Below are 25,222 nucleotides of genomic sequence, written 5' to 3'. Positions count from 1 at the left end.
GGCTGGTGGTTGCAAATTAAGCTTCTACTGCAGCTGCAACAGGAGCTTGATCAACAGGGTATACGCTCACTTTCTTACGATCGCGACCCAGACGCTCGAACTTGACAACGCCGTCTACTTTCGCGAACAACGTATCGTCCTTGCCGATGCCTACGTTCGTTCCCGGGTGGATCTTCGTTCCGCGTTGACGGAACAGGATGCTGCCGCCGGATACGATTTGACCGTCCGCACGTTTAGCGCCAAGGCGCTTGGATTGCGAGTCGCGTCCGTTCTTCGTGGAACCTACGCCCTTCTTGGATGCGAACAACTGAAGATTCAGTTTCAACATGGAGTACCCCTCCTTCTTGAATTGATAACGTCTCGCAGGACAGCCTTATCGGAGCTGCTCCTGGATAACGACGTGCTTGCCGTATGATGTAGCGATCGTCTCGAGCATGACAACCATGCCTTCGAGCAGCAGCTGCATGCGGCTGTCCGACTCCGCATCGGGCAGAACCGGAACATCCGAGGACAGCCAGCCGTTCTTAACCGTGGCAGGCAGCTCGATCCCCGCTAAAGTCTCAATCGCGTTAACCGTGCCGACCGATACCGCCGACACGCCGGCGCAGACGATGTCCTTGCCGGGCTTCGCATATTTGGCATGTCCTTCGACCGCAAACGATACGATGCGCCTATCCTTCTCATTCCTTACGAGAGTAACTGTAATCATAGCTCAAATCCTCATGCTTACGCTTGGATTTTCTCGATCGTTACTTTCGTGTAAGGTTGACGATGGCCTTGCTTGCGACGGTAGTTCTTTTTGGCTTTGAATTTGTAAACGATGATCTTTTGGCCTTTGCCGTGTTTCTCGACTTTGCCAGTAACGCTTGCGCCGGAAACCACCGGAGCTCCCGTTACAAGACCGTCCTTGCCGGATACGGCCAGAACGCGATCGAACGTTACGCTTTCGCCTTCGCTGCCGTTCAGTTTCTCGATGTAGATCACATCGCCTTCCTGAACTTTGTATTGCTTGCCGCCAGTTTCGATAATTGCGAACATAGTAGGTGCACCTCCTTATTTTCGAAGACTCGCCTGAGTCAGGTGGCAAATCGCTGATGCGCTGCGCTTATGTAACCTGTTCGGAGCGGTACCTGTACGTCAGTTTCAATAATGACACGTAACATACACCAAAACAGTTTATCACATTACACTATACGGTTTCAAGAGGTTGTACAAAAGGTTGTTCAAAAAATTCGCTTTTGATCACATCTTCTCCATTATGAGCGCTGAGCCAAATGGTGGCTTGCGCCCATACGCGCTTTTTTGCGCGTCAACTCCATCAGTCCCAGTCGAGTCCAGCCCACAATGGACGTCTTCGTACCGTCACGGAGTGCCTCCTCCACCAGCCTTGCAAGCACTTTGGACCGGCTCTCTTCGCGTTCCATATCTATAAAATCGATGATGACAATGCCGCCGACATCGCGTACTCGCAGCAGCCTGCCAATAAGCGAAGCCGCCTCCAAGTTGGTACGGAACACCGTATCCTCCAAATTGTCCGAGCCGGTAAACTTGCCCGTATTCACGTCAATGACGGTCAGCGCCTCCGTCTCCTCCCAGATGAGGTAGCTCCCGCTCCCCATAGGTATTCGTCTCGAGAACGCCGTCTCGATCTGCTCCGCGACCCGGAACTCCTGAAATAGGCCGCGGCCGCCGCCGCCTCTGTACAGCTTGACCCGCCCGTCGAACGCAGGCGAGATGTCTTTGAGCAGCTCCGTCGCTTCGCCGAAACGGGCCGAATGGTCGATCCAGAGCTCGTCCATATCGGAGGAAAACGTATCGCGGATTACTCGGTGCAGCAACCCTTCTTCGCAATGCAATATGGCCGGCGCGACCGCGTGTATCGCCTTGTCACCGATCGAGCGCCAGCGCTCCCTCAGCTTGGACACATCGGCCTGCAGCGACTCCAGCTCCTCGCCTTCGGCTGCGGTTCGCATAATAATGCCTTCTTCGTCGAGCTTCAACCGCTCGCCGGCTATGCGAAGGCGCTCTCGCTCCGTCTCGCTGGCCACCTTCTTGGATACGCCGACGTAATCGGCGAACGGCAGATAGACAAGCCAGCGTCCAGGCAAATTGAAGTGCGTCGTCACGCGCGCTCCCTTTCCGCCAAGCGGATCTTTGACAACCTGCACGATGATATCCTGTCCCGGCTGCGCCAGTTCCCGGATAGGAGGTTTGTTTTTAGGCTGCTTGTCCGCATGGGGATGAAGCATATCGTCAATGTACAAGAAGGCGTTTTTGCCGATGCCGATATCGACGAAGGCCGCATCCATCCCCGGCAGCACGTTCACGATTTTCCCCTTGTAAATGTTGCCCACCAGACTCGCGCCACTCGAACGTTCCATTAAAAAATCCGTCAGCTGCCCGTTCTCCAGAACGGCCGTCTGCAGCGTATCGCCATCCACGTGCATAAGCATCTGCTTCATTAAACAACCATTCCTTCTGTCGCTTTTCCTCTATTCTAGCCCAAAAGCTCTCGGACTGCACGGTTTGGATTCAAACCGGACAAGCAGCTCTCCACAATCTGGTCTTCCGCCAGCACGCGCAGCTCCTTGCCGGACGGATCCAGCACATAGATCAGATGATAACGTTCCCGATTAAGACTCTTGGCAACGGACAATATCGATTGATAGCCGTTAACGATGATCGGCGTCGCCTTTTTCCCGTTATCCAGTGCAGTCAGGGAGGAGCGGCGCCGATGGGTCAGAAATCGCACGAACAAATAAGGCACATTTCGATAGTATGTCCAGTTGCTGAGCAGCAGGAATACGCCAACGACCAGAAGATTCAGCTGTACGCCGTCTCCGTAACCAGGAATCCATAGAGGCGCCGCGGCGGCCACGATCATAATCATGCTAAAGCCAAGGCTGAGTCTAGCCGACCAAAGCAACGTTTGATAATAGTTCAGGAATACGCTGATCATCGAATGGGATAGCTTGCCTCCGTCGAGCGGATGAATCGGAAGCAGGTTAAATAAAGCAATCATCATATTAGCCTGTACAACATAGTCCGCCCATGGTTCGCTCCACAATCCCGTCACGCCGCAGGTCCAAGCCAGCAGCCCCATCCATACGTTCTGAAGAGGTCCTGCAAGTGCCACGAGGGCTTCTTCCCTTGCGCCTGCGCCTCCCGCCTCGACCTCTGCCACTCCCCCGAATGGAAGCAGTTTAACCTCCTTGATCCGCCATCCGAAGCTTTTGGCCGCGAATACATGTCCAAGCTCGTGTACGATGACGATGAGAAATAACACCGTTAATTCGGCAAAATATCCCGTAATGGCGGAAGCCATCATGATCATTACGAAGAGAGGATGAATAGACCACGCGATCCCGCGCCACTTAATCAAGCGTGATCACATCCAGCGGGTCCATATAACGGTCGCCTTGCTTCACAGAGAAGTAGAACAAGCTTTGCCCGCTCGCATCTCCCTCCTGCAGCTTCCCGATAATATCGCCAGCCTCTACCCAGTCGTTTACCGCTACATCCGCTCGGCCAAGCTTGCCGTAGATGGTTATGCGGTTGTTGGCATGCTGAATGAGAATGCTTTCCTCCGTCACCATAATCACTCTGCCCGTCTCCGCTGCGGCAACGGGTGCCTCTGACGAACCGGACAGTTCAATTCCATTAAGCGTCTCCGCAAAGGTACGAATTAGAGAAGCATCTTCGATCGGCACGACGGTCGCCTTCCTCACAACTCCGTTTACCCCGACGGCGCCTTGATCCTCGCCGCGAAACATCGGTATGAAGGATGGCGCTCCCGCGAACGCTTGCTTGTACCACACCGCTGCCGCCGCAAAATCGATTTCTTGCGTCAGCGCCTGCTTTACGTATTGCTGACCTCGCAGCGCCAAATCGTTGCTGGTTTGAAACATGGCGTAAATAACGCCAAACGCGAGAAGCGCAACAATCGTCTTCCAGCGCAGGCTGTGCAGAAAACGCCTCCAGCCGCTGCGGGGCGGGGAGGAATCGTCGTATGTGCGCGTCTGCCTGACATAACTCTGCTTGCCTCCCGGAATGACCGTTTCCTCCTCCCAGGAGACCCAAGGGTTAGGATTACGCTTCCAGGCAACCTCTGGATCATGAGGATCACCCGATATTTCCTCGCGGTCCCCTCCACGTTCGCTGTTCGCTGACGGCCCTTCCGGGAACATTAAATGCATCTCTTCCTGTCTCTGCGAACCTAATGTCTTAGGCTCCACCGCAACCTGCTTGCGTTTTTTGTCTTGCCATGGATGCGACTCATGCACAGACGCCTCGCGTTCGTGTTCAGGCCATGGGGGCGATCCATGCACGAACTTCTTGTCTTCGTTGCCCGGCCACGAGGGCGACTTATGTATGGACGCCTCGCGTTCGTGGCCAGGCCACGAGTGCGACTCATGCGCGGACTCCCCGCGTTCATTGCCGAGTCGCGGATGCGACACGCGTTCTCCTTGACGTCGCTGCTCTTGCTGCCTCTGCAGCATATCCACCTTATTCTCCTGCCGTTCAGAAGCCGCATATTCCTCGAGCAGTAACTTTATTTTCTCATGCCTTCGATGCCTTACGTCATCCCTCAGTCCCATATGGACCATCCTCCCCGCTGCCTTGTCCTATCTTCATATTTATGAAGCTCCAAGGACAAGTATGCGAACAAGCCTGCAACCGTTGGGACAAGGTGAAACGGCTACGCCATCCTTTGGCGGAGCGGCGCGTTTCATTACGAGAAATATAGAAAAGGTATGAAAAAATCATATACTTTCCTATATTTGAACAATAAACATGTTGCTCTAATGGAGGTTGAAAGCAGAATTGAACGGGCCGGCAGCTGAGTTAACTGGTCTGAAGTCAGTGATAAAGGGAAATCCACCCTTTATTTTTCCGGTTTCCCCCTTCACAGGGCGAATTAGTTGGAAAAAAGCCCTCTATTTCCGAACAAATCAACTTTCCCTAACGCCACCCAGACGTTTAGTTGGACAATTTCCCTTTACTTCCTCAGAACTACCCGAAACCCAAAAAATAAAGGGACTTTTTCCCTTTATTGAATTCCCACATTAAGCGAAACGAAAGGACGCAAAGTCCGATGAACACCAGTCGTCCTAAGCAAATAAGCCAATAAGCCGATCGGAACCTCATAACCCTTTGCCACCCAAATCGGAGCGCACAACAGGCAGGCCGCCGCGGAATCGTCCGCAGCGGCCTGCCTGTCGTTTGAAGCCATTTTATTACTCTAGATTCTTAAACGGTCCTGCGCCCAGCTCCCGTTACTCGGCGAGCTCATACACCTCTTGATGGGCTTTGATGCTGAACACAAGACCAATCGAGATCATGTTGAGCAGCAGCGAAGTGCCGCCATAACTGACGAACGGCAGCGTAATGCCTGTAATGGGCATGAGCCCTATCATCATGCCGATGTTCTGGAACACCTGAAAGACGAACATGGAGACGATTCCGATGACCATGTACGAGGCCCGCCTGTCGTAACACTTGAAGGCGACCATAATCATTCGATAGATGAGCAGGAAATAAAGCAGCAGCAGAATCGCGGCGCCCTGGAATCCGAATTCCTCGCCGATGACGACGAAGATGGAATCCGAATAGGCATAAGGGATATACCCGCCGTTCTTGAGATTGCCTTCCAGAAATCCTTCCCCGTTTAATCCGCCTGACCCGATCGCCATCTGAGCATACATGGACTGATGTTTATTATCGGAAGAAGCCAACTCGGGATTGATGAACGTATTTATTCGTTCATACCAGTGCCCTTTGGAATTGTCGACGAGATAGGTTTTGATTTCTTCGTTAAAGGCATTAAAGAGGAACATAAACAAGATGATGCCTGCTACTACGACAGCCAGTCCGATCGCTACATGCGAATACTTGACATTGCCGATCCAAAGCATCCCGATCACGATTACGATATAAATAATCGCATTTCCGAGGTCGGGCTGAATCATGACCAACAAGAAGGGCAGGAATGAGAATGCGCCAATCATCAAAATATCGCTGGAAAAATGCAATCGATCTCCTTGACGTCGACCTAACAAATACGCAATGCCTATGATCAGTATGATCTTGACCATTTCTGCCGGCTGAAACAAAAAATCGCCCGGAAGCTTAAACCATCCCTTTGCACCGTTTATTTCCACTCCAATGAAATAAACCAATATCAGCAATACAACGCCGATGCCATACAACACATGCCACAACTTCAGGATGATCCGGTAATCGAACAACACCGCGGCAATAGCCACAACAAATCCAAGACCGTAAAACGCCAGCTGTTTGATTTCGTAATTGGCATATCCCGGATGATTCGCAGTCGCGCTATGTATGGCGATAACGCTGATCGCCGCGAGACATCCGAGAATAAGGATTATGCCCCAATCCAGTTTCTTTATTTTATTAAGCACAGGTCAATCATCCTATTCCCAGAAACTTGCGGAACCGCTTGAACGCGCCTGCCTTCTCGTCGAGCACCATTAACGGCACCATATCGCCCAATATTCGGCGGCTAATATTGCGGTACGCGATGGCAGCACGGGATGCAGGGTTCATAACCGTCGGCTCCCCATTGTTGGCCGCCGTAATGACCTTTTCGTCATCAGGAACAATACCCAGCAGATCTATGGCAAGAACCTGGCAGATTTCGTCGATATCCAGCATTTCTCCGCTCTTTACCATTGAAGGCCGAATCCGGTTAATCACCAGCTTGGACGGAATTTTGTTTCCTTCCAGCAATCCGATGACACGATCGGCATCCCGCACGGCCGCATTCTCCGGCGTTGTGACGACAATTGCGCGGTCCGCGCCGGCAATAGCGTTGCGGAAGCCGTGTTCGATACCGGCCGGGCAATCGATAATGATATAATCATGACCCTGCTTGAGCTCCAGCACGATGTCTCGAATCTGCTCCGGCTTAACGGAGTCTTTATCTTTCGTCTGTGCGGCCGGAAGCATGTACAGCTCGTCGAAACGTTTGTCCTTGACTAACGCCTGGTTCAGGCGGCAGCGTCCTTCCGCCACATCGACCAGATCGTATATAATGCGATTTTCAAGCCCCATAACGACATCCAGATTGCGCAGACCGATATCCGTGTCCACCATACACACTTTTTTGCCAAGCAACGCAAGAGCTGTTCCGATGTTCGCAGAGGTCGTCGTCTTGCCGACGCCGCCTTTGCCTGATGTAATTACGATCGCTTCTCCCATACTCTACACCCCTCTAAATAGGATAGGATTCTGCCTGATGCGGAATAGCTGCGACAGCTTGTCAATCTGCATCTGACCTTCATTAAGATACGCGAATTCCATCGCGGAATCGAAAGTCAGCCATTCCTCAGGCGGCCTGCTGACGACATCGGCAATTCGCAGCTGCGTCGGCCGCATGAGCGAAGTCGCGATGATGGCATCGGTGCGTCCCGCGAAGCCCGCATGCGCCATCCCCCTAAGCGCTCCCAATACATAGATATCGCCGGTGCACAGGATGGAGCCCCCCGGATTGACGTCCCCGATTAAAAGCAGGTCGCCTTCGTGCTGCAGCGTCTGCCCGGAGCGAACGATGGATGACAAAACGTGCATGTTCGCCGCTCCCCCGCCGCTCTCCGGCTTCGCCGGAGGATCGGATTCCATCGACTGAATCATCAAGTTACCCTGTGCGCCGATGATGCTTGCAAGCTGCTCCCTTTGTTCGTCCGTTATGATTCTGGAGCCCAGCTTGACATGTATATGAACGAGCGGTCCCGTCAGCAACTGCTGGTGCGTTTTCTCCAGCTTGTGCCTGAGTTCGGCAACCAGCGCATCGAACACGCATTGATCGTCGAGAAGGAACAGAAGACCTTCCTTAACGCCTTTAATCATAATATGCTGTTTTTCGGTCACGTTTGTCCCTCCCCAACCTATTCAATTCTGGATGCTGGTCCCGAATTCCTGCTGCTTCCGTCCCGCTTTATTCTTCTTCTCCGTTTTCTCCCGTTTCCTTGCGCGACTCGAACATACGTCTGACCGGCACATAACAAACCAGCGCGAAGGCCAGCTGAAGGAACAAGCTCGGCAATATATGATTGAGCAGCGCCCACGCATAGGATGCGCTCGTAATCCGGAATACCTGGTAAATAAAAAAGAGGGCCGTGTCGTATAAAATACACGCGAAGCCGATGACCGTAATCGCCATCATGACCGTCGCCCGCTTTCTCTCCAGCAGCACGCCCGTAAAATAGCCAATAATCCCCATCGCAAAAAAGTTAAGTCCGAGCAACTGGCCGAAATAGACGACGTCCTGCAGCAGGCCGAAGCCCGCTCCCAGCAGCAGCGCCATATGGCGATTGCCGTACAAGGCCGAAAATAAGACGAATACGAATATAAAGTGCGGTATAATCCGGCTCCCGTATCCCTCCGGGATAATCCATGGCATGAGCGAGCCCTCGATAACGAATAGCAGCAGCATAATCGCAACGATTCGGTTCATGCTCATGGAGCATTCTCCTCAGCGCTCGCAGCCTGAACGACGAACACCTCGGCCAGATGGTCGAAGTTGGTCGCAAGCTTGACGCTTGCCGTGTAGGTCAAGCCAAAGTCGCCGACCTGCTTGGTCTCTACCGTGCCGATTCGGAGCCCTCTTGGATAAACGCCGCCAAGGCCGGAAGTGATAACGGTATCGCCAATCTCCATCTTGTCGTTTTCTCCGATTCGCGTCATCAAAATCCGGTTCGTCTCTTTGTTGAAGCTGCTCAGAATGCCGAAGGATTCGTTCTCGCGGCCTTCGATCGTCGCGGAGATGGAATTAAAAGTCGGCGACGTTTCATTAAGCTCCGTGATCGGAGTGATCGCCGCCGTAAAAGGCGTCACGGAACTCACCAGCCCGACCAAACCGTCGACGGTCGTCACAGCCATATTTTTTTCGATGCCATGTTTCGACCCCAAATTAATCGTCATCGTCCGGTTGTTCGCGTCATTGCTGATGGAGATGACTTGGGCAATCAGATAGTTGTAATCATTCATCTGCTTCTGCTGCTCCGTGAATTTGAGCTGTTCCTTATAGCGCTCATTGTCCTTTAAAATAAAGTTGTATTCCACCTTATCCCGCGCGTATGCGGCAACGGTACTCTTAAGCCGCTCGTTCTCTTCGTAGATCATCCGGAAATCGCGGATATCCTCAAAGAAACCCGCTATATAACCAGCGGGCTTGTAGAACCACTGCTGCACGAAACCGGAGGTGTCCTTAAGGAACTTCTCCGGCCACGTGAGCTCTTTGCGATCGCTGAGCGAGAAGCCGATGATCGCGATAAACAAAATAAATCCGATCATAAGCATAAAAACACGCTTATTTCTCATGAAATTAAACAGCCCGATCACCTGCCTGTCTCATATCCGTACATTCTATCTCGAGCGCCTAGCGCTTCGAACGATTCGAAGTGCCTCTGCTCTTGAACAAATGGATGTTATCCAACGAACGGCCCGTTCCGATCGCTACGCAGTCAAGCGGATTGTCTGCCACGATGACCGGCATGCCCGTCTCGCGCTGCAGAAGCTTGTCCATATTACGAAGCAGCGCCCCGCCGCCCGTCAATACGATGCCGCGATCCATAATGTCGGCGGACAGCTCCGGAGGACACTTCTCCAGCGTAACCTTGACGGCTTCCACTATGGAATTGACCGTATCCATAAGCGCATCCGTAATTTCGTCCGATGTAATCGCCAGCGTCTTCGGCAGTCCCGACACAAGGTCTCGGCCGCGAATTTCCAATGTCTCCGGCTTGTCGAGCTGCAAGGCGGAACCGATCTCCATCTTCAGCTGCTCCGACGTTCGCTCGCCGATCATCAGATTATAGAGTCTCTTGATATATTGGATGATCGCCTCGTCCATATCGTCGCCGGCTACCCGGATCGAACGGCTCGTCACGATGCCGCCAAGAGAGATGACGGCCACCTCCGTCGTTCCGCCCCCAATATCAACGACCATGGAGCCCGTCGGCTCCCATACCGGCAGGTCGGCGCCGATCGCGGCCGCAAACGGCTCTTCGATCGTAAAAGCCTCTCTGGCGCCGGCTTGCTTCGCTGCGTCCTCGACGGCGCGCTGCTCGACAGCCGTAATGCCGGAAGGCACGCATACCATAACGTTGGGATGGCGCGGAAAGAGAGACCGCTGCTTCTGAGCGGAGCGGATAAAATATTTGATCATCGTTGCCGTCGTCTCGAAGTCGGCGATTACTCCATCCTTCATAGGACGTACGGCGCGAATATTGCCAGGCGTTCTGCCGATCATCTTTTTGGCTGCCTCGCCGACTGCTTCGATCGTTTTTGTATCGGTACGCAAGGCCACCACGGAAGGCTCCCTCACGACAATTCCTTTTCCCTTAACGAATACAAGCGTATTCGCCGTACCAAGATCGATTCCTAAATCCTTGTTCAATCTACCAAACATTGTTACTGCTCCCTTCTCCATTACAACGCGATGCCGCAGATGTGTTTCCACGTATTTATTATTATATTACAGATGACCAAGCTCCTTCAAACTTACGAAGCGGCCATCGCCAACGACGATATGATCCAGTACTTCTATACCGACAAGCCGCCCGGCTTCCGCAAGCCGCTTGGTCAGCGAGATATCCTCGGGACTGGGCGCAGGATCGCCGCTGGGATGATTATGGGCGCAGATGACCGATGCGCTGTTCCTCTTGATTGCGGCTCGGAATACTTCCCGGGGATGGACCAGCGAGGCATTAAGCGTTCCGACGGACAAAGTTTCCCGGGCAATAATGCCGTTCTTCGTATTCAGGAAAAGACAAACGAAGTGCTCCTTGTCCAAATAACGAAGTTCCTCCATAACCTGATCCGCCGCATCCTTGGGCTTCCGAATCGTAATGATGTCTTCATGCCGTGTTCGAATCATCCGCCTGCCAAGCTCTATGCCGGCACGCAGCTGAAGCGCCTTCGCGGGACCGATGCCGTTAATGGCGGTCATCTCCTCCACGCTCATGTCGAGCAGCCCTCGCAAGCTGCCGCATTGCTTAAGAATGGAGCCTGCCAGATGTACCGCAGACTGTTTCTTCGTACCCGTTCTTAACAAGATTGCAAGCAGCTCAGCATGGCTGAGCGCCTCTGCCCCATATCGCATCATGCGCTCTCTTGGACGTTCTTCATGGGGGACATCACGCAATACATTTCCATGTATTTCCATAAATATCCCATCCTCTAATTTCCGAATTAATACGTTCGAACTCCGAATAGCTCAAGCTTGTCCGTCAGCAGCGAGATCGGCAGGCCAACAACATTGAAGTAGCATCCCTCAATCCCTTCTACCAGAGCCGCTCCAAGACCTTGAATGCCATATGCCCCGGCCTTGTCCATCGGTTCTCCGGAAGCGACATAACGACGGATCCTTTCCTCGGAGAGAGATTTCATCGCCACTCGGGTTCTCCGACTCGCCACGATCCGATTGCCCGATCCTGCCTCCAAAAGCGCGATGCCGCTATACACATCGTGCAAGCGGCCCTGCAGGGAGGTTAACATGGCAGCCGCCTCATCACTGTTTGCAGGCTTGCCCAGCACTGCCCCATCCAACACAACGATCGTGTCCGCGGCCAATATCAGCGTGCCCTCGAGAGGCATTTCTTGCTTCGCCAGCATGGCTTCCGCAGCGATGCCTTTGCGAAGGCTCAATCGCTCCACGACTTCCGCCGGCGTCCAATCCTTTTCGTAAGTCTCGTCAGTGTCCGTAGACAAAATAGAAACCGGCAAGGAAAGGGCCAAAGATGCGACCAGTTCCTTCCGGCGCGGAGACGATGAAGCCAGCACAATCCGGCTTATCGTTGCTTGGTTGAGTTGGTTTTCGATCATAGGTTCATACTCCTTATGCGTGCCATAATCCCGGCTTCGCAGCTTACATTTTGCGATATAGCCAGATGGCGACGGCGGCACCCGCGATGCTCAGCAGACTAATCTGAAGCGAGAGCGACAAGTTGAAGCTTAGGACATAAAGATCGACGTTTGGCGACCAAGTCGTCTGAATCGGTCTCGTCAGGAAGGATACGCCCGGCACGGAATCCAGCCATCTTGCGACCAGCGCCCCTGCAATCATCCCGAGCACAATAAACAAAAATAGTATCCATCCGTTTTTCTTCATCGTATAAATCCCCTCGCCACGAAATGACACCTACAACCATTATACGCACTATACTTTCCGTTTACAATGCGCTTGGAGACTCAAACCATTCTTTTTGCACCAGGACCGCTTCCATTAGTGCCGTTTGCACGGACCATAACTGAGCTTTGGAAGGATTTTCGTCGTATGCTTTCATCGATCCGGCAGCCGTATCCATTGCCTTCTTCAGCTTAACGAAATAAGATGAGCGGACATCCTCCGGCAGCCCAGACTCCATCTCCGCGGCATTCGCAGTCCATTGCGCCAGCTGCGCCTGCCAGCCTTCTGACGCCGCCTTGCCCAGTTTAGACAGAGAAGGCTGCTCTAACTGCGCAACGACAAGGTCGGACCAAGTCCCGATCAAGTCGTTGGCGGCGGCAAAAAAAGCTTCCGCTTTTTCCGCTCCTCCGGCGAATGTCAGCTTTTCCGGACCTTGCACAGCCACTTCCTTTTTGTACAACAGGATGTCCGGCAAACCTCCTATAACGACGGCGGCCTTCGTGCCGTCAAGCGCGATGCCTGCATAGACGCGGTAGCCCTCTGGGGTCTTCATCGACGAAGCGGCCAATCCGACGTCCTTCAGCTGACCCAGCGCAGCGTCCCTTCCTTCCATATTGCTGAATACGCCGTATTGCAGCAAGGTATACGTCCTTTGGATACCGGCAACGTTAACGGTTGCCGCATTTGCTGCTCCGGGATCGACAACCTCGCCATTGTTGCCATCCTTGCCACCCTCGCCCTCTTTGCTTCCCACGGGTACTCCGGTCAGGTCGTCAAGACCGATGGTCTCCTTCGTCCCCGGCTGCACGACCGGAATTCCGGTGTCGCCTTGTGTATCCCGGTCGGGCTGAGCAGGACCTCCCGTGAACAAAGTCAGTATCAAATACCCGAATATGGCGCCGGTTGCCAGCGCCCCGCTTACAGACAGGAAGACATGTAGCCAGGATGGGCCTTTGCCGCCCGTACGACGCATATCGTCGGCAATGATCACCGGGGATTGGCGATTGCCGAAAGGCTCGACCGATGGTTGGTAGCCGCTATCGCCTCCCCGCGAAATCCATTCGGCATCGGGATTAATGACCGGCCATTGCTTCTCGGAACTTTTTGCTTCCGAAAACGACGGTTGCTGTACAATGGCAGGCCAATGGCTGAGGTCTTCTGCATTCGGGGTTGAAGGTTCAACCGGCGGTTGAGCACCTTCTGCTTCTGCGTCTGCCTCGCGGATGAGCTGCTCCAGCGCGCCAATATCCTCCTGATAGGCGTTATTCCATGGCTGAACCTCGCCTATACCATTCGCAGCATTCCGTTGATATAAGGGTACAACATTATTTTTCCCATGCAGTGCTTGTCCGGAATGTTTGTCTAACTCCGCAGATATGGGCTCACCCCCGACAACTTTTTCGCGCTCCGGCTTGTCCTTCGCGGTCTGGGCTCCCTGAACGTCAAAGCGGTACGTAATTCGGTTGTTCGGTTTCATGTCGATCTCTCCCTCTACCTGGTCTATTAGTAGTCTATGAACGCTTTAAGAGAGTTATGACGAGAGACTTCGGGGCAGACGGCAAAAAGAACCGTCCCGGCGCAGTTAAACGCTCTCCGGAAACGGTTCTTTATTGGACTAAGTTCTACTTTTCGTTTAATGCTCGCGCAAGCGCGTCGGCTACTTTCCAGATATCCCCGGCACCCATCGTAATGACCAGGTCTCCCGGAGCTATGCGGGCCTTGAGCGTCTCCAGCACTTCTTCCTTTGTCGGGATATATTCGGCGCTGGCATTGCTATTGCTCCGAATTAGCTCTACGAGCTTGCCGGAGCTGACGCCTTCGATCTGCTTCTCTCCGGCCGGCGAATAGATATCCGTAATGATAACCTGATCCGCCTCGGGGAACGCTTTGCTAAATTGTTCGAACAAGAAAAACGTTCGCGAATAGCGCTGCGGCTGGAACACGGCAATAATCCGCTTGCCCGTCGCTTTCGCCGCGCTGATCGTCGCCTGGATCTCCGTAGGGTGATGCGCATAATCGTCGATCACAAGAATGTCGTTTACTTCGCCAAGCACCTGGAATCTGCGCTTCGCACCGCGGAACGACTTGATGGCTTCCTTAACCGCTTCGAACGACAGCCCCGCTTCCAGGCACGTTATGATGGTAGCCATGGCATTGTACACGTTGTGAATGCCGGGCACGGACAGCTCGACATTGCCAAGGCTTTCGCCTTGCAGGCTCATATCAAAGGAAACCTTGCGATCGCCGAGCTCGATATTCTCCGCTTTATAGGCCGAATCCCCCTCTATGCCGTAAGTAATGACGGCTGACCCCGGCAATTCGAACTCTCCCCCGCAAGCTCTTGGCAGCAGCTCCCGGACGATGGGATCGTCTGAGCAGACTATCGCTTTGCCGCCTTCGCTTACCTGACTTAAAAATTGGACGTATGCCGACTTGAGCTTCTCAAAGTCGCCATCGTAATTTTCCAGATGGTCGGGCTCAATGTTCGTCACGATCGCAATGGAGGGATGATAATGCAGGAAGGAGCCGTCGCTTTCGTCCGCTTCCGCTACGACGTATTCCCCCTTGCCTGCTTTGGCATTCGTGCCAACGTTGACAATCTCGCCTCCGATGATATAAGTGGGGTCGATCCCGCAGGTTTCCATAACGAGCGCGATCATCGAGGATGTCGTCGTTTTGCCATGCGCTCCCGCTACGGCAACGCCTTTGCCGGCATTCATCAGCCTGGCTAACATCTGAGAGCGGTGTAGAACGGGAATGTTTAACGCCTCGGCGGCCTTGCGCTCTACATTATCGCTTGTCAACGCGGTAGAATAGACGACGAGATCAGCACCGTTTACATGCTCAGGCTGATGGCCGATAAAGATGTCCGCCCCCTTGGCGGCCAGCTTCTCCGTTAACTCTTGGCGAGCAACGTCGGAGCCGGATACTTTATAACCCATCTCGAGCATGACCCTGGCGATCGCGCTCATCCCGTAACCGCCGATTCCGATGAAATGAACGTGTTCTGCACTGTTCAAAGACGGTTCACCACCCTTTTTCAGCAGCCGATCCGCCAATCACGCGGGAGCGTACGTCCGCTATCAAATAAAGCGTCCCCGTCACGACCCCGAGATCCTCGTTCCCGGTTATCTGCTGTAATTTGTTTAATGCTTGCTGCCAATTCTTCTCGACGATGATCTGAAACGGAGGGAGCTCGGGCATGTCTTCGCACAGCTCCTGGACAATTGCGGCCAATTCCGCCGCGTCCATTCGCATACGGTAATCCGGTTCCGTCAATATAAGCGTATCCACTATTGGTAGTATATGCTTAATTGTATCCCGATGATTCTTATTCTCCAGCATCCCCATCATAAGATGCAGCTTATTGAATTTGTACGTGGATTTCAACGCTCCTGCGAGCATCTCCGCCCCTTCAGGATTATGCGCGCCATCCAGCAGGATACGCGGCTCCCGGGCTACCATCTCCAGTCTGCCCGGCCACGCTGCTTCCCGCAGCCCTTCGCGCAGCATATCGTCATCCAGCACGAGAGCGCTGTATTGACGCAGCACTTCCAAACCCATGACGGCTGTTGCGGCGTTGGTACGTTGATGCGCGCCGTTGAGCGTAATCGCAAGCGGCTCGATTGTTCGGAACAATCCTTCGAACCGGAAGGACTGCTCGTCCTCGCGGACTTCTAACGGCACTTCGCCAAATTGATCCCCAATACAATAAAAAGTAGACTTGCGCTCCGCTGCCGTGCGTCTGAGCACCTCGACGACCTCCGGCTGCGTCGCTGCGCTGACTACGGGCACACCCGGCTTAATAATGCCGGCCTTCTCCCGGGCTACGGCCGTCAACGTACCGCCAAGCCGGTCCATATGGTCATGGCCGATGTTCGTAATGATCGATAGAACCGGATACACGATGTTCGTGACATCAAGCCTGCCGCCGAGACCAGTCTCCCATACGACATAGTCCGGGAAAGTTACTTTCGCGTAGAACAGAATAGCCAGCGCCGTTGACACTTCGAACATCGTCGGCGAGCCCAGCTCCGTCTCCGCGATGGCCGATACATGCGGCCGAAGCTCGTTCGCGAGCGAGAGCAGCGTCTCCTCTTCGATATCGGATCCGTTATATTGAAAGCGGTTCGTGAACTTCGTAATGTATGGCGACGTAAACGTCCCGACATCGTATCCGCCTTTCATAAGCGCGCTGGTCAGATAGGCGCAGGTGGAGCCCTTGCCGTTCGTGCCCGCGACATGGATGAACTTGAGCCTGCGATGCGGGTTGCCCAGCCGTTCCATTAACAGCTCAATTCGCTCCAGGCCTGGACGGATACCGAACGGGATAAGTCCCGTAATCCAGTCTACCGCTTCCTGATAGGAGGACAGCGCCGCTGTCCCCTTGATTCCTTCTGAAGTCATGCATATCCCTTCTTCCTTGCCTTGATCGCGTCCGTTAACCGCGCAGTTCCGAGATTCGTGCAAGCACCTTATCGCGTTTCTCCGCATAATCGTTCATCTTAGCCCGTTCTTCTTCAATCACCTTCGCCGGAGCTTTCGCGACGAAACCTTCGTTGCCCAGCTTCTTCTCCACGCGTTCTACCTCGGAGATCAACGTCTTAAGTTCCTTCTCGAGGCGCGAGATCTCTTGCGCGATATCGATGAGGCCGGCAAGCGGCAAATACAGCTCCGCGCCCGTTACGATCGCCGTCATCGCTTTGTCCGGCGCGGCCAGCGCGCGGCCTATCTCAAGCAGCGACGTTCCGCAGAACCGCCGTACGAATTCTTCGTTGCGGCGAAGAATGCCTTCTTCCGCCTCGCCGGCAGGCTTGATCAAAAGCTCGACCTTTTTGCTCATCGGCACGTTAACTTCCGAGCGGATATTGCGGACGGAACGAATCATCTCCATGAGCAGCTCCATCTCTTTGACCGCATCCGGCGCCTCAAGCGCGGCATCGTATACCGGCCAGGCCGCGAGCGTAATCGTCTCGCCTTCATGAGGAAGATGCTGCCATATTTCTTCGCTGATAAACGGCATGAACGGATGAATGAGCCGCTGCGTCCGGTCCAGCACAAACGCAAGAACGGATTGCGTCGCCCGGCGCGCAGCCTGGTCTTCGCCGTTCAAGCTCAGCTTGGAGAATTCGATGTACCAGTCGCAGAGGTCATCCCAGATAAAGTTGTACAGCACGCGGCCGGTCTCGCCAAACTCGTAGCTGTCGATCAAACGCGTTACGTCGCGCGCCGTCTCGTTAAGTCGATGCAAAATCCAGCGATCTGCGGTTCCCAGCTTGACGTTGATGTCAATGTCGGCGGCCGTAAATCCTTCCAGATTCATCAGGGCGAAGCGCGACGCATTCCAGATCTTGTTTGCGAAATTGCGGGCCTGCTCCACCTTCTCGAAGCGGAACCGCAGATCCTGTCCAGGCGTGCTGCCGGTAGAGATCATAAAGCGCATCGCATCGGCTCCGTATTGCTCGATGACCTCAAGCGGATCGACGCCGTTGCCGAGCGACTTGGACATCTTCTGGCCATCCTTGTCGCGCACGAGACCATGCATAAGCACGTCCTTAAACGGCATCTCGTCCGTGAATTCCAGGGCGGTAAAGATCATGCGAGCCACCCAGAAATAAATAATATCGTAACCCGTTACAAGCACGCTCGTCGGATAGAAACGTTGCAGATCGCCGGTCTGATCCGGCCACCCCAGCGTTGAGAACGGCCACAGCGCCGAGCTGAACCAAGTATCCAGCACGTCGTTGTCCTGACGCAGGTGATCGCCTTCCATATCTTCGCGGGACACGTGAATTTCGCCCGTCGCGTCATCGTACCATGCCGGAATGCGGTGCCCCCACCATAGCTGACGGGAAATACACCAGTCGCGTACGTTCTCGATCCAGTTCAAGTACGTCTTCTCGAAGCGTTCCGGAACGAATTGAACGCCTTTGCCCGACTTCTGCGCTGCGATGGCCGCTTCCGCGAGCGGCTTCATCGCCACAAACCATTGCGTCGACAAGTAAGGCTCGACCACAGCGCCGCTGCGTTCGCTATGGCCAACCTGGTGAACGTGGTCCTCGATCTCGATGCAGACGCCTTGCTCCTGCAGATCCTTCACGAGCTGCTTGCGGCATTCGAAGCGATCAAGCCCCTGATAAGGACCCGCCTCCGCATTCATGACGCCGGATTCATCCATGACGATAATCTGAGGCAGACCGTGACGCTCGCCGACCTCGAAGTCGTTAGGGTCATGCGCAGGCGTGATCTTTACGGCTCCGGAGCCGAATTCCTTCTCGACATATTCGTCGGCGATGATCGGAATTTCCCTGCCAAGCACCGGCAATACGATCGTGGCGCCGATCAGATGGCTGTAACGTTCGTCCGACGGATTAACCGCTACCGCGGTATCGCCGAGCATCGTCTCCGGACGCGTCGTCGCGACCGTGATAAAGCCGGAGCCGTCCTTTAGCGGATATCTCAGATGGTAGAGATGGCCGTTCAATTCCTTGTATTCGACCTCGATGTCGGATAAGGCCGTGCGGGCTGCGGGATCCCAGTTAATGATCTTTTTGCCGCGATAGATCAGGCCTTTCTCGTAGAGGCGGACGAACACCTCGCGTACAGCTTTGGACAGTCCTTCGTCCAACGTGAACCGCTCCCTGGAGTAGTCAAGCGACAGCCCCATCTTCGCCCATTGCGCGCGGATCGTGTCCGCGTATTGTCCCTTCCACTCCCAGACCTTCTCCAGAAACGCTTCGCGGCCCAGATCGTGGCGCGTCAAGCCCTGCTCGCGGAGCTTCTGCTCCACCTTCGTTTGCGTGGCGATCCCCGCATGGTCCGTACCCGGCAGCCACAAGGCGTCATAGCCCTGCATCCGCTTTGTGCGAATCAATATATCCTGCAGCGTGAAATCGAGCGCATGCCCGATATGCAGCATGCCCGTAACGTTAGGCGGCGGGATGACAATCGTGTACGGCTCTGCCTCCGGCCTCTTTCCCGCTTGAAAATAATTGCCCTCCACCCAATACGAATACCACTTCTGCTCCGCAGATTTGGGGTCGTACGTCGTGGGCATTGCCGATTTGTTCTCCATGTCAGACATCGTGTCATCTCCATTCATTCTTCTGCGCAAATTCATGCAACAAGATATAATACATAAATAATACATAAATCCAAGGTGAATCGGCTGTCGCCATTCCTTTGGCGGCGCAGCGCGTTTCATTTCGAGAAATAGAGGTCAAGTAGGAAGAAAAACTATACTTTCCTGTATCTCTTGAAAATCAAAAAAACCTTTCGTCCCGTAAAGGACGAAAGGTTAGCTTCCGTGGTACCACCTTTGTTCCGCGGCGCTTGCACGCGCGGCACTTGGAGCAGATAACGGCTGCGGCCGGCCAGGCTTGGGCGGGAACCGTGACAATTGTCTTGCCACCTTCCGCGTTGAGCGCGGCGACTCAGGGGCGACCCGTATGCAGTCCAATCCTGCAGAACCTCACAGCGTAACGGTTCTGCTCTCTGAAGGCCAACTGCGTACTACTCCCCTTCAAGGTCTCTCTTATAAAGGTTGTTCAAAAAAATCCAGCTTTTTGAACTCGCACTTATACATACATATGCTCTATCATACATTTGTTAACGGACGGAGTCAACCAGGGTGTCAAGTACACGAGTAGAATAAACGAGCTCGCACGCCTCGATACCGCCATTTAAGGGCGATTGTGTATGATTTTTCATACAAGTGCGCCTCGATACCACTATCTCAGGGCGATTGTGTATGATTTTTTATACACGTGCGCCTCGTTACCGCCATCTCAGGGCGATTGTGTATGATTTTTCATACACGTGCGCTTCGATACCGCTATCTCAGGGCGATTGTATATGATTTTTCATACACGTTTGCCTCTATACCGCCATCTCAGGGCGATTGTATATGATTTTTCATACACGTTTGCCTCTATACCGCCATCTCAGGGCGATTGTGTATGATTTTTCATACACGTGCGCCTCGATATCACTATCTCAGGGCGATTGTGTATGATTTTTCGTACACACGACAAAAGCCCCCAAATCCCGCTTCATGAGCGAGCCTGAAGGCTTTGCCTGGGCTTGGGACGGCGGACGTACTAAGGGATATAGAGCAGTTGCCCTTCCTCGATCGCCGATTCATGCAAGCCGTTATGATTCAGAATCTCCCGCGGATTCATGCTGTAGCGCATCGCGATCTGCTCCAGCGTCTCTTCCTTCTGGACGATACACATCCTGATCTTGCGGAACTCGTTGCCCTCGGCCTTGCTGAGGAATAGCTTTTTCCATTCAATCTCTTCCTCGACAGCAACCGTCCGCGAGCCTTCTTGCTGTGCCTGCTGCTCTTGATTGAATTGTTCCGCCGCCTCGCGCGCCGCTTGCTCGCGCTGACTCGATTGCAGAATTGCGCGGAAGCCCACATCGGGTCGTTCTTCTCCGCTGCCCGATGGCGATTTGCTGGCGAAAGCGATCTGAACTTCTTGCTGTCTGCGCGCATCCTGCTCTTGTTGAGCTTCGCCAACATCCTCCGAAGACTCTTCAAGCTCCTGCCGTATGCCGGTATCTTCTTCGGATTCGGCGGCATACATGTCAGTTGCCGCCTCATCTGCCGAAGGAAAAACATTCTCGTCTTCGGGACGGACGACTTCTTGTTGAACGTATGAGGCGTTCGCCGCATCGGTTGTCCAAGGCTGCGCTACAGAAGCAAGCTCTTCTTGGGACTGGACCGTTTGCTGGTTATCTACGTTGTTCTGACCGGATCCCGCAAGAGCGCTCCATTGCAGCCAGCTGTCGCTTCCCCCTTGCTGGGACGCGATCGTAATCTCCCGCTGCCCGTCCTCCGTCCATGCTTTCGCCTGCTCGCCCGCTATGTAGCCTTGCTCGTTCTGCTCAGCCTGAAATGACGGCGGCGTAATGTCGTTCTGATTCCACTCCTGCTGCTGTCGGTCTTGAAAGTTTTGCTGAGCTGTCTCTTGCTGCTGTTGCTGAGCCCAGAACTGCGCTTCTTGCTGCTCGCGAAGCTGTTCCTGATCCTGTTGCTGCTGTTGCTGAGCCCAGAGCTGTGCCTCTTGCTGCTCGCGAAGCTGCTGTTGCTGCTGGAACCAGATCTGCGACGCTTCTCCGTCCGCCGTCTCATCGACGTTGCCGTACGACCCGACACCATACGTCTGAACGGTTTGTATGCCGTTGTCGTCTCCTTCTTGCTGGAAGCCCGCCTCGCGTTCATGCGACGCCGTAAAGGGTTCTTCCTCCCAAGGCTGCGCGGACTGTTCTTCGACGGGATCAACCAAGATGCCTCTGAGCGATAATACGCCCGTCACGTTAAGCGTACGCGCGGATATCAAATCCACGTCGAAGTTGTCGATCTCGATCGAGATGTCGTCAAGCCGCGACACGCGGTTCATCGGCAGCGAGATTTCCACCGGGATCCAATGCTCCAGCGTCAGCGGTCCCGCGATCGCGTTTTGTCCCCGATAGACTCCGCTTAGCAGTAATTGTCCCTTCAGGACGGCTTGGTCCCCCTGATCAATGACCTGGATGCGGGGAACCAGCTCTATCTCCTCCAACTCGTCTATCGCCGCGACGTCATCCGGCAGATGCACGCGCTCATACACGTCAAATCGTAAACCGTTGCTCTGATTCGACACGCCAAAGTCCTCCCTTCTCATACTGAATGCTTGGTCTAATGGCACATACACTACTTATCTATATGGCCTTGCAAGCGGGAGCATGACTGTCTTTTTTTAATAGCCAAGAAGAATTGGAAGACAGGAATCTTGGCATGGACAAACCTGTTACCTGTTTAACAGCCTCGCGAGCCACCCCGGCCAAGGCGAATCCGCCTCAATCCGCGCACCGGTAAGGGGGTGGGGGAACAGCAGCTTCTCTCCATGAAGAGCCTGATGCCCGAGAAAGTAACCTCCCGCCTCCCTTCCCCCATAAAGCGTGTCGCCGATCAGCGGATGCCCAAGATGGCTCATATGGACGCGGATCTGATGCGTCCTGCCCGTCTCGAGCTCCACCCTGGCAATAGAGATGGCGTCCGAAACGCTCAGCCGTTCATAACGAGTAACCGCCTCATCCCCGCCAGGCGTAACGATCCGCCTGGACTTATGATGGCGATCTTTGCCGATAGGCGCATCAATGATGCCGGCAGGCTTGCGCAGACGTCCGTGGACGACCGCGATATAGATCCGGTCGATCTCCTTCTCTCGCATCGCTTCGTCGAGACGATGCTGAGCGAGATCGTTTTTGGAATACAGCACGGGACCGGATGTGTCGTCGTCAAGCCGGTGAATATGGCGGACAGGGAGATTGTCGCCTTGCGCGAGCATATGTTTAGCGGCCGCTACGTCAAGCGTTCCGGCTTGCCCCGGATCCGACCCGTGCACGGACATCCCCGCCGGCTTGTCCAGCACCAGGCAGAAGTCGTCTTCGTACAAAACCGGAGGCACGATCAGATCCGGTTCCTTGGCAGCCGCGACATAGAGGAGCGATTGCCGTTCATCCGCCTTTGGGAATGCCAGCAAGGCGATCCGCCCTCCTTCCGTCATTTTGATGCCCCCGACGGAGTAGAGGCGATTGATCCATTTGTCCGGGAATACGGAACAAGCCAGCAGCCACTTTCGCACCTCATGCGAGTGACTGCCGGCTTCGATCGGCCCGGCTCCGGCGGATAAGGCGAGCGTTCCGGCATCCAGCTCAAGCCATTCCCCTCTGCGTACATACGCGATATCCATCCTCCGTGCCAACCTCCTCTAACCTCTATAGACGACCCAGCGCCCCGTCATGGGCCGCGATCGTCGCTTCAATATCCTCGTCGGAATGGACGGCGGATACGAACATGCCTTCGAACTGGGATGGCGGGAGACTAACTCCGAGATCCAGCATAGCCGCAAAATAAGTCTTGAACCGTTCCAGATCGGATGTCTTCGCGGCATCGTAGTTGATGACCGTCTTCTCCGTAAAGAACGGACATACCATGGAGCCCACCCGGTTGATGGTTATCGGGATGCCATGCTTTCCGGCATTGCGTTCGATGCCAAGCTGAAGCTTGACCGCCTGGCGCTCCAGCAGCTCGTACTTGTCATGCGTCATCAGCTTAAGCGTCGTGTAGCCTGCAGCCATGGCCAGCGGATTGCCCGACAGGGTGCCCGCTTGGTAGATGGGCCCGCTTGGCGCGATCATCTCCATAATTTCGCGTCTGCCGCCATAGGCGCCGACCGGCAATCCGCCGCCGATGACCTTGCCGAAGCAAGTCAGATCAGGGGTGATCCCGTAGAGTCCTTGCGCGCAGGAATATCCAACGCGGAAGCCCGTCATTACCTCATCGAAGATCAGCAGGCTGCCGTACTCCGATGTAATGGCCCGCAGACCGTCCAGGAAACCTGGCAGCGGAGGCACTACGCCCATGTTGCCGGCGATTGGTTCCACGATGACGCAAGCAATTTCCTCGCCGAACTTCTCGAACGCCAGCTTCACAGACTCGATGTCGTTGTACGGCACCGTTATCGTGTGGGAAGCGACATGCTCAGGCACGCCTGGGCTGTCCGGCAGGCCGAGCGTCGCGACGCCGGAACCCGCCTTGATGAGCAGGCTGTCGGCATGTCCATGGTAGGAGCCTTCGAACTTCATGATCTTGCTCCTCTTCGTATAGCCGCGAGCGAGCCTGAGCGCGCTCATCGTCGCTTCCGTGCCGGAGTTGACCATCCGCACGACGTCGACGGACGGCACTCGCTCGCAGACAAGCTCAGCCATGAGCGTCTCCAGCTCCGTAGGCGCGCCGAAGCTCGTCCCCTTCTCCGCAGTCTTCCGGAGCGCATCCACAACCTCCGGATGAGCATGGCCCATAATAAGCGGGCCCCAGGAGGCAACGTAGTCGATATAAGAGTTGCCGTCGATATCATATACACGGCTGCCTGCGCCTCGTTCCATATAAACGGGAGTCAGTCCAACGGACTTAAACGCCCGTACGGGACTGTTTACTCCGCCCGGGATCACCTTCTTCGCTCTCGCGAACGCTTCTGCGGACTTGGCATCTTGCCTAACTCTCGAATTCTCGCTCATCAGACCTCTTCTCCTCTCAGCCAGCGGGATGCGTCCTTGGCATGGTAAGTAATAATAATGTCCGCGCCGGCGCGCTTCATGCCAGTCAGCGTTTCCAGCACGATGCCGCGCTCATTGATCCAGCCGTTCGCGGCCGCCGCCTTCACCATGGAGTATTCCGCGCTGACGTTGTAAGCGACCAGCGGAAGGTCAAATTGCTCTTTGAGCAATCGCAGCACGTCGAGATAAGCAAGCGCCGGCTTTACCATTAACATATCCGCGCCTTCCGCAACGTCGGAATCGGCTTCCCTGATCGCCTCTCTAACGTTGGCGGGATCCATCTGGTACGTCTTGCGGTCGCCGAATTGCGGAGCGGAATGCGCCGCATCGCGGAACGGCCCGTAGAAGGCAGATGCGTATTTGACGGAATAAGACATAATCGCGATATCGCTGTAGCCCGCATCGTCCAGGCCGCTGCGGATGGCATGGACGAATCCGTCCATCATGTTGGATGGAGCGATAATGTCCGCGCCGGCCTCTGCTTGGGATACCGCCGTACGCACGAGCAGCTCCAGCGATTGATCATTGTCTACCACTGCCGTACCCGACGCCGTATCTTGATGCACGATGCCGCAATGGCCATGATCCGTAAATTGGCAGAGGCAAGTATCGGCTACGATGACCAGCTCCGGCGCCCAATTTTTGACCGCCCGAATCGCTTGCTGCACGATTCCATCCCGGTCATAGGCGGAGCTGCCGATCGAATCTTTGTGCTCGGGAACGCCGAACAGCAGCACGGACCTCACGCCGGAAGCCACTACGTCGCGAATCTCCTCCTCCAATCGATCCATCGAGAAATGGTAGACGCCCGGCATGGACGGAATTTCTTCCTTCACGTTCGTACCGTGAGTTACGAATATGGGGTATATAAAATCCTCCGCCGTCAATAACGTCTCGCGCACCATGCCGCGAATGCCCGCCGTTCTGCGAAGTCTGCGATGTCTTGTAATCGGGAATGCCATA

23 protein-coding genes are annotated in these 25,222 nt (G+C 54.5%); all 23 read right to left on the bottom strand.

Annotation, left to right across the window (positions count from 1 at the left end):
* Window positions 1-16: 16 nt before the first annotated feature.
* A complete protein-coding gene (gene rpmA / locus KJW29_RS03635; RefSeq protein WP_087566511.1) occupies window positions 17-328 on the bottom strand; it encodes a 50S ribosomal protein L27 in 312 nt (103 codons plus the stop codon).
* Between the two features lie 45 nt (window positions 329-373).
* On the bottom strand, window positions 374-709 hold the full coding sequence (locus KJW29_RS03630; protein WP_087566512.1) for a ribosomal-processing cysteine protease Prp: 336 nt from the start codon (window positions 707-709) through the stop codon (window positions 374-376).
* A 17-nt stretch (window positions 710-726) separates the two neighbouring features.
* On the bottom strand, window positions 727-1,038 hold the full coding sequence (rplU, locus tag KJW29_RS03625) for a 50S ribosomal protein L21 (protein WP_087566513.1): 312 nt from the start codon (window positions 1,036-1,038) through the stop codon (window positions 727-729).
* A 218-nt stretch (window positions 1,039-1,256) separates the two neighbouring features.
* On the bottom strand, window positions 1,257-2,462 hold the full coding sequence (locus KJW29_RS03620) for an Rne/Rng family ribonuclease (protein WP_246608560.1): 1,206 nt from the start codon (window positions 2,460-2,462) through the stop codon (window positions 1,257-1,259).
* A gap of 35 nt (window positions 2,463-2,497) precedes the next feature.
* Complete coding sequence (locus KJW29_RS03615) at window positions 2,498-3,382, bottom strand: M50 family metallopeptidase (protein ID WP_214628787.1); 885 nt, start codon at window positions 3,380-3,382, stop codon at window positions 2,498-2,500.
* Window positions 3,375-4,598: a M23 family metallopeptidase gene (locus KJW29_RS03610; RefSeq protein ID WP_214628786.1), complete on the bottom strand. Its 1,224-nt coding sequence runs from the start codon at window positions 4,596-4,598 to the stop codon at window positions 3,375-3,377. The genes KJW29_RS03615 and KJW29_RS03610 overlap by 8 nt, the downstream gene beginning before the upstream one ends.
* A gap of 678 nt (window positions 4,599-5,276) precedes the next feature.
* Window positions 5,277-6,425 (bottom strand): FtsW/RodA/SpoVE family cell cycle protein, encoded by a 1,149-nt coding sequence (locus KJW29_RS03605; RefSeq protein WP_087566516.1) that lies wholly within the window; start codon window positions 6,423-6,425, stop codon window positions 5,277-5,279.
* Window positions 6,426-6,432: 7 nt separating this feature from the next.
* Window positions 6,433-7,224 carry a septum site-determining protein MinD gene (gene minD / locus KJW29_RS03600; protein ID WP_087566517.1) on the bottom strand — a complete coding sequence of 264 codons (792 nt, stop codon included), beginning with the start codon at window positions 7,222-7,224 and terminating at the stop codon, window positions 6,433-6,435.
* 3 nt (window positions 7,225-7,227) lie between these two features.
* On the bottom strand, window positions 7,228-7,872 hold the full coding sequence (locus tag KJW29_RS03595) for a septum site-determining protein MinC (RefSeq protein ID WP_087566903.1): 645 nt from the start codon (window positions 7,870-7,872) through the stop codon (window positions 7,228-7,230).
* An 88-nt stretch (window positions 7,873-7,960) separates the two neighbouring features.
* Complete coding sequence (mreD, locus tag KJW29_RS03590; protein WP_187104830.1) at window positions 7,961-8,485, bottom strand: rod shape-determining protein MreD; 525 nt, start codon at window positions 8,483-8,485, stop codon at window positions 7,961-7,963.
* Complete coding sequence (gene mreC, locus KJW29_RS03585; protein ID WP_187104829.1) at window positions 8,482-9,345, bottom strand: rod shape-determining protein MreC; 864 nt, start codon at window positions 9,343-9,345, stop codon at window positions 8,482-8,484. Before mreC ends, mreD begins: the two co-directional genes overlap by 4 nt.
* 58 nt (window positions 9,346-9,403) lie before the next feature.
* On the bottom strand, window positions 9,404-10,435 hold the full coding sequence (locus tag KJW29_RS03580) for a rod shape-determining protein (protein ID WP_087566519.1): 1,032 nt from the start codon (window positions 10,433-10,435) through the stop codon (window positions 9,404-9,406).
* Between the two features lie 66 nt (window positions 10,436-10,501).
* Window positions 10,502-11,191 (bottom strand): RadC family protein, encoded by a 690-nt coding sequence (radC, locus tag KJW29_RS03575; protein WP_214628785.1) that lies wholly within the window; start codon window positions 11,189-11,191, stop codon window positions 10,502-10,504.
* 26 nt (window positions 11,192-11,217) lie between these two features.
* On the bottom strand, window positions 11,218-11,850 hold the full coding sequence (locus tag KJW29_RS03570; RefSeq protein WP_214628784.1) for a Maf family protein: 633 nt from the start codon (window positions 11,848-11,850) through the stop codon (window positions 11,218-11,220).
* A gap of 43 nt (window positions 11,851-11,893) precedes the next feature.
* A complete protein-coding gene (locus tag KJW29_RS03565; RefSeq protein WP_087566522.1) occupies window positions 11,894-12,136 on the bottom strand; it encodes a DUF4321 domain-containing protein in 243 nt (80 codons plus the stop codon).
* A 61-nt stretch (window positions 12,137-12,197) separates the two neighbouring features.
* Entirely contained in the window at window positions 12,198-13,631 is a 1,434-nt protein-coding gene (locus tag KJW29_RS03560) for a hypothetical protein (protein WP_214628783.1), read from the bottom strand.
* Window positions 13,632-13,776: 145 nt separating this feature from the next.
* On the bottom strand, window positions 13,777-15,174 hold the full coding sequence (gene murC, locus KJW29_RS03555) for a UDP-N-acetylmuramate--L-alanine ligase (RefSeq protein ID WP_087566524.1): 1,398 nt from the start codon (window positions 15,172-15,174) through the stop codon (window positions 13,777-13,779).
* Window positions 15,175-15,181: 7 nt separating this feature from the next.
* Window positions 15,182-16,561 (bottom strand): bifunctional folylpolyglutamate synthase/dihydrofolate synthase, encoded by a 1,380-nt coding sequence (locus tag KJW29_RS03550; RefSeq protein WP_214628782.1) that lies wholly within the window; start codon window positions 16,559-16,561, stop codon window positions 15,182-15,184.
* 34 nt (window positions 16,562-16,595) lie between these two features.
* Complete coding sequence (locus KJW29_RS03545; protein ID WP_425517549.1) at window positions 16,596-19,229, bottom strand: valine--tRNA ligase; 2,634 nt, start codon at window positions 19,227-19,229, stop codon at window positions 16,596-16,598.
* A gap of 1,024 nt (window positions 19,230-20,253) precedes the next feature.
* Entirely contained in the window at window positions 20,254-21,801 is a 1,548-nt protein-coding gene (locus KJW29_RS03540; protein WP_214628780.1) for a LysM peptidoglycan-binding domain-containing protein, read from the bottom strand.
* A gap of 147 nt (window positions 21,802-21,948) precedes the next feature.
* A complete protein-coding gene (locus KJW29_RS03535) occupies window positions 21,949-22,893 on the bottom strand; it encodes an RluA family pseudouridine synthase (RefSeq protein ID WP_214628779.1) in 945 nt (314 codons plus the stop codon).
* A 25-nt stretch (window positions 22,894-22,918) separates the two neighbouring features.
* Entirely contained in the window at window positions 22,919-24,220 is a 1,302-nt protein-coding gene (gene hemL, locus KJW29_RS03530) for a glutamate-1-semialdehyde 2,1-aminomutase (protein WP_214628778.1), read from the bottom strand.
* Entirely contained in the window at window positions 24,220-25,221 is a 1,002-nt protein-coding gene (gene hemB / locus KJW29_RS03525) for a porphobilinogen synthase (protein ID WP_214628777.1), read from the bottom strand. Before hemB ends, hemL begins: the two co-directional genes overlap by 1 nt.
* Window position 25,222: the final 1 nt, after the last annotated feature.

The sequence above is a fragment of the Paenibacillus agaridevorans genome, from assembly GCF_018604145.1.
GTDB lineage: Bacteria > Bacillota > Bacilli > Paenibacillales > Paenibacillaceae > Pristimantibacillus > Pristimantibacillus agaridevorans.
The sequence above is the reverse complement of the archived record's forward strand: the minus strand, read 5'-3'. Positions and strand labels throughout refer to the sequence as shown.